This window comes from Brevundimonas sp. (assembly GCF_023259385.1).
GTDB lineage: Bacteria > Pseudomonadota > Alphaproteobacteria > Caulobacterales > Caulobacteraceae > Brevundimonas.
This window is the reverse complement of sequence record NZ_JAHFPF010000245.1, coordinates 1-5,174: the sequence shown is the minus strand read 5'-3', so window position 1 is coordinate 5,174 and position 5,174 is coordinate 1. Positions and strand designations below refer to the sequence as shown.

The window sequence follows — 5,174 nt, the reverse complement described above, 5'->3', positions numbered from 1 at the left end:
CGGCCAGCGGGCCGGAAAGCCATAGGAGCCGTCCTTCATGCCGATCTGCACATGGCCGTCGTCGAAGCTGGCCACATAGGCCCGCAACGCCCACCACCAGCCGCCGGCGTCGGTCGTCGTACGCGCACGGCGCAAGGCCAGGGCCAGCCCCTCATCCACCTTACCTCGGAAGCCCGGGTTGAGAGGATCGTGCATCCCAGGATGGCTGTCGGCGATGATGTCGTGCAGGGCCGTGGCGTCGTGCACCAAGGCGGCGGACCAGTCGCGGTCGGCGGTCATGGACGGTGCGGCCGCCGCTTCCTGAGCGTGGGCGGGCGCGACGGCGATCAGGCCCAGCGCCGCGGCGGTCAGCAGGGTTCGGGCGGTGGCGGTCATGAAGCATCCCCTCGGTTCGCTCCCAGGGGTAGCCATGCCGTCAGGGCGCCGCCACTTAAGCCTTCGTAAGGTTGCTCAGGCCTTTTTGACGAACTCGGTGCGCAGGACGAGGCCGCGCACCTTCTCGACATTGGCCTCGATCTCGTCGGTGTCGCCGGTCAGGCGGATGTTCTTGACCAGGGTTCCGCGCTTCAGCGTCACCCCGCCCGAACCCTTGACCTTGAGGTCCTTGATCAGGGTCACGCTGTCGCCGTCGGCGAGGATATTGCCGTTGGAATCCTTGGTCACGTCGTCGGTCATGATCGGTCCTCTTCTGAGCGCGACGCTCTAGCACACGGCTCCCGCAACGCCTCAAGTAGCGCGACGCGCGATAGGCGACTAAAGACCCCGATCATGTTCGGCCTCGCCAATCCCGACCGCTTCGCCCGCTTCACGCGCCCGCTCGTTCCGGTGCTGTGGGGCGCCGCCGTCGTGCTGCTGATTGTCGGGACATGGCTCGCCTTCACGGCCCCCGAGGACTACCAGCAGGGCGACACCGTCCGGATCATGTTCGTACACGTCCCCGCCGCTTCGGTCGGACTGATGATCTACGGCGCGCTGGGCGTCTCCAGCTTCTTCGCCCTGGTGTTCCGCCACCCGCTGGCCGACGCCGCGGCGCGCGCCGCCGCCCTGCCGGGAGCCGCCTATACGCTTCTGGCGCTGGTCACGGGCAGCCTGTGGGGCAAGCCGATGTGGGGCGCCTGGTGGGTCTGGGGCGATGCGCGGCTGATGAGCGAGCTGATCCTGCTGCTGTTCTACATCGGCTACATGGCGCTGCGGGCCTCGATCGACGACGAGGCGAAGGCGGCGCGCGCCGCCGCCGTGCTGGGCCTGGTCGGCCTGATCAACCTGCCGATCGTGAAATTCTCGGTCGACTGGTGGAACACCCTGCATCAGCCCGCCTCCCTGATCCGCTCCGACGGGCCGTCGCTGGCGGAGGGGATGCTGGCTCCGCTGCTGGTCATGATGGGGGCCTATCTGGCCTTCTTCCTCGCCGTCTGGATCACCGCCATCCGCACCGAGATCGTGCGCCGCCGGGTGCTGTCCATCCGCGCCCGCAAGGCTCTGGAGGCCTGATGATGCTCGACTTCGACATGGGCAAATACGCCGCCTACGTCTGGCCCGCCTGGGGGATCAGCGCCGTGGTTCTGGCCGCGCTCGCCGCTCGCGCCCTGCTGGCGGCCCGCCGCTGGTCGGCGCAGCTAAAACGGCTGGAGAACGATCCGGACCGCCCTCAAGCAGCGCCAGGCGCGGCAGGGCAAACGAAATGAGCCGCTGGTTCGCCGTCGTTCCGCTGGTGGTGCTGGTCGCCCTGGCCGCCCTGTTCATCGGCTGGTCTCTGAAGCGCGATCCCTCGGTCAAGCCCGAGGCTCTGGTCGGCCAGCCTGTGCCCGAAACGGTCCTGCCCATGCTGACCGGGGCCCAGGCCGGACCCGGCCATGTGGATTTGAAGACCGCCGGCGTCGGCAAGCCGATGCTGATCAACGTCTTCGCCAGCTGGTGCACGCCCTGCCGCGCGGAGCACCCCAAGCTGATGGCTCTGCAGGCGCGCGGCGTCGCCGTCGTCGGGGTGGCGTGGAAGGATGATCCGGCCAAGACCCGCGCCTTCCTCGACGAACTGGGCAATCCCTATTCGATGGTCCTGATGGATCAGGACGGCCGGGCCGGGCTGGATCTGGGCATCACCGGCGCGCCCGAAACCTTCGCGGTCGACGCCATGGGCAATGTGGTGGCGAAATTCTCCGGACCGATGCTGGAGGACGCCGAGATCGAGCGTCTGGTCGCCGCCATCCAGGCCCCGCCGCGCCCCCTGCCGACCGCCACCCGCCGCTGAGGGGCCGCTAGAACCCTTGCGGGGCGGGCGTTAACCCATTTCCGACGGTTTTCATTAACCCTGTCGGCATGAGCGCGATTCGCCCGCCCGTTCCGTCGCCGTTGTTCCCGTCGCAGACGCCGCCGTCTCCGGTCCAGACCTCGCGGTCGGCCTTTTTCCACGCGGCCCTGTCGAACGCCTCGGCTCCCGCCGTCCAGGCCGCCGCGCCCGTCGCACCGGCCCCGGTGCGCGACACCCCGGTCCGCTCGGTCGCGGCCCGGCCCGCCGAAGGCGACGCCGCCCTGCGGTCGACCCGACCCGGCAGCCTGCTCGATATCCGGGTCTGAAGGCCGGTCGGCGGACGGATCTGACGCGCCCCTCACGCGAAAATGACCGCCACTGGCCGGTCCGGCGTGATTAAGGTGTCCGCATGCGTACTCGGGGGTGGACACTTCCTGTCGCGGTCGCCCTGACCGCGCTGCTTGCGGCGGCCTCTTCGGCCCAGCCGTCGGCGACGCGCGTGCGCCATCGCGCGACGCCGGTCGAGCCGGTCGTGGTCGAACTGTTCACCGCCCAGGGCTGCGCCGGCTGTCCCGAGGCCAACACCCATGTCGAGGCCGTGGCCGCCGAACCGGGCGTGATCGTCCTGACCTACGCCGTCGACTACTGGGACTATCTGGGCTGGGCCGACACCTTCGCCCGCCCCGAGTTCGCCCAGCGCCAGCGCGACTATCGCCACGCCCTGCGCCTGCGCAACGTCTCGACGCCGCAGGTGGTGATCGACGGCCGCCGTCAGGCCCCCGCCACCGCCGAGGCGCTGCAGGCCGCCATCGACGAGGAGGGGCTTCGCCGCACCTTCCCGCCCCAGATCGAGTTCCGCGAGACCGGGGACCGTGTCGGCGTCGGCTCGGGCCGTCCGCCGTCAGGTGGAGCCGAGGTGGTGGCCGTCTTCTACACGCCGGGTGCGCAGACGGTGGAGATCGCCTCGGGCGACAACCGCGGCCAGAAGGTCCGGCACGTGAACGTGGTCCGGTCCGTGCGGGTGCTGGGCCCCTGGGCCGGCCGCCCGGTCCTCTACGCCCTGCCGGACGCGCCGTCGGCGGACCAGGCCGTGGCCGTCCTGGTCCAGTCGCGCGCGGACCGACGCATCCTGAACGGGGCCGTTCTGGAGAGCCGCTGATCTTCGGCGCCGGTCCCGTCGTCAGCTTCAATCAGTACCCTGTTCTCTCGTACGCCCGCACAGTGCATGATCGGCCCCGAGACGTCGTTCCTGGCGATTGGGGCGACGGCATTGGGGGATCCGCGCATGGTCGGCATGAAGCCTGTCTTGAAGGGGCTGGCGGTCGCCGCCGTCCTGGCCGCGGCCGCGGGGGCGGCCGCGTTTTCGCCTGACCCCGAGTCCGCCGTTTCGCCCGAGGCCCGCGGGGTCGCCCAGGCCGTCACCGCCGCCGAACTGGCCGCCTGGGGCCGCGAACGCGGCGACGCCGGCGCCCTGATCATGGCCGCCCGGCTGCTGTCCGAGGTGCCCGTCCGTCAGGGCGAGGGGCCTGAGCCCATCCTGACCCCCGGCCGCCTGCTGGACGAGGCGGCGGCCCTGTCGGCGGGCAACCAGCCGATCATCGACGCCATCGACCGCCTGCGCGAGCCCATGACGCGCGGCGTCCGCTCCTCGCCCTTCGGCGCGGGGCCGGTGTTCACCGTCAAACAGCTGCAGGCCCGGGAAAGCTGGGGCTTCGAGGTCGACGCCCGCGCGGGCGAGGTGCTGCGGGTCGCCGCCATCGGCGACGGCGACACCGACATCGACCTGACCATCCGTGATCAGCGCGGAGCCACGGTCTGCCGCGACGGCTTCGGCGACCACTATCCGGTCTGCACCGTCTCCTCGCGCACCGGGGGCAAGATGCGCGTCGCCATCTCCAACCGGGGCGATGTCTGGACCAGCATCCAGGTGCTGAGCAACTGATGCGTTGGGCGGGGGCCCTGGCGGCGATCGGCCTGCTGTTCGCGGCGGGCGCGGCGCCGGCCGATCCGGATACGCCCGAGACCCTGCGCGCCGAGGCCTTCGAGGCCGCCCAGTGGGCCATCGCCTCGGACGCCGCCGACGCCCTGGCTCGGGTGTCCGCCCGCTTCGCCCAGGGCGACGACACGCTGGGTCGGCTGGCCGAGGAGCGGGAGGACCTGATCGTCCGCCGCGACCGGCTGGAGCGCGAGCTGGAGCGCCATTACGCCTCCACCGACCCGGCCGACCTCGCGGTCCGCACCCGCACCCAGTCGGACTGGGAGGCGGCCACCGGCCGGCTGGGGGTCATCGACGCCGATATCGAGGCGCGCTTCCCCGCCTATTCCGAACTGACCAGTCCGCGCGCCCTGTCGATCGCCGAGACCCAGCAGCTGCTGCGCCCCGACGAAGGCCTGCTGCTGGTTCTGGCCAATCCGGAGGCGACCTATGTCTGGGCCGTGACCCGCGAGCGGGTGGCCTGGACCCGGTCCGAGACGCTGGACGAGGGCCGGCTCAAGGCGGCGGTCGACACGTTGCGCCGCTCGCTCAGCGCCACCGCCGCGCCGCGCGGCGACGACGTGGACCCGACCCTGTTCGCGGGCCGGCAGCCGGCGCCCTTCGACCGGTCCGAGAGCTATCGCCTCTATTCCGAGCTGATCCTGCCGGTGGAGGAGACCTTCAAGGACAAGACCACCCTGATCACCGTCACCACGGGCGCCCTGTCGACCCTGCCGCTGTCGGTGCTGACCACGGCGCCGCCCCGGGGCGAGGACGCCGATCTGGACGCGCTGGCGGCGACGCCCTGGCTGGCCGACCGCTACGCCCTGGCCAGCCTGCCGGCGGTGTCGAGCCTGCGGGCCCTGCGCTGCTATCTGGTCGCCGATCCGGCGGCGCGCAGCCCGGGTTGCCCGGCCATGCCGACCGCCGCCGCGCCGCGCCGGACGGCCT

General features: G+C 71.4%; 8 protein-coding genes and 1 pseudogene. 7 read left to right on the top strand and 2 right to left on the bottom strand.

The genetic code is table 11. From position 1 onward, the window contains the following. Both Q0C81_RS15660 and Q0C81_RS15655 read right to left on the bottom strand, forming a co-directional pair. Positions 1–375, bottom strand: a pseudogene (locus Q0C81_RS15660) (peptidase S41); the annotation flags it as partial. 75 nt (positions 376–450) lie between these two features. Continuing rightward, positions 451–675: an alkylphosphonate utilization protein gene (locus tag Q0C81_RS15655; RefSeq protein ID WP_055754537.1), complete on the bottom strand. Its 225-nt coding sequence runs from the start codon at positions 673–675 to the stop codon at positions 451–453. A 93-nt stretch (positions 676–768) separates the two neighbouring features. Between Q0C81_RS15655 and ccmC the strand changes: the two genes are divergently transcribed. The 7 genes from ccmC to Q0C81_RS15620 all read left to right on the top strand — a co-directional run. Beyond that, complete coding sequence (ccmC, locus tag Q0C81_RS15650) at positions 769–1,491, top strand: heme ABC transporter permease CcmC (protein WP_291839997.1); 723 nt, start codon at positions 769–771, stop codon at positions 1,489–1,491. Continuing rightward, the gene (gene ccmD, locus Q0C81_RS15645) at positions 1,491–1,685 is read left to right on the top strand and encodes a heme exporter protein CcmD (protein ID WP_291839994.1); all 195 of its coding nucleotides are present in this window, start codon (positions 1,491–1,493) and stop codon (positions 1,683–1,685) included. The genes ccmC and ccmD overlap by 1 nt, the downstream gene beginning before the upstream one ends. Next, positions 1,682–2,248 carry a DsbE family thiol:disulfide interchange protein gene (locus Q0C81_RS15640; RefSeq protein ID WP_291839991.1) on the top strand — a complete coding sequence of 189 codons (567 nt, stop codon included), beginning with the start codon at positions 1,682–1,684 and terminating at the stop codon, positions 2,246–2,248. Before ccmD ends, Q0C81_RS15640 begins: the two co-directional genes overlap by 4 nt. Before the next feature lie 68 nt (positions 2,249–2,316). Continuing rightward, positions 2,317–2,574 carry a hypothetical protein gene (locus Q0C81_RS15635; protein ID WP_291839988.1) on the top strand — a complete coding sequence of 86 codons (258 nt, stop codon included), beginning with the start codon at positions 2,317–2,319 and terminating at the stop codon, positions 2,572–2,574. Positions 2,575–2,747: 173 nt separating this feature from the next. Beyond that, positions 2,748–3,407, top strand: a complete 660-nt coding sequence (locus Q0C81_RS15630; RefSeq protein WP_291839985.1) for a thioredoxin family protein — start codon at positions 2,748–2,750, stop codon at positions 3,405–3,407. A 135-nt stretch (positions 3,408–3,542) separates the two neighbouring features. Continuing rightward, positions 3,543–4,190: a hypothetical protein gene (locus tag Q0C81_RS15625; protein WP_291839982.1), complete on the top strand. Its 648-nt coding sequence runs from the start codon at positions 3,543–3,545 to the stop codon at positions 4,188–4,190. Beyond that, positions 4,190–5,174 (top strand): hypothetical protein (locus Q0C81_RS15620; protein ID WP_291839979.1); only part of this gene is annotated, 985 nt, incomplete at its 3' end. The genes Q0C81_RS15625 and Q0C81_RS15620, both read left to right, overlap by 1 nt.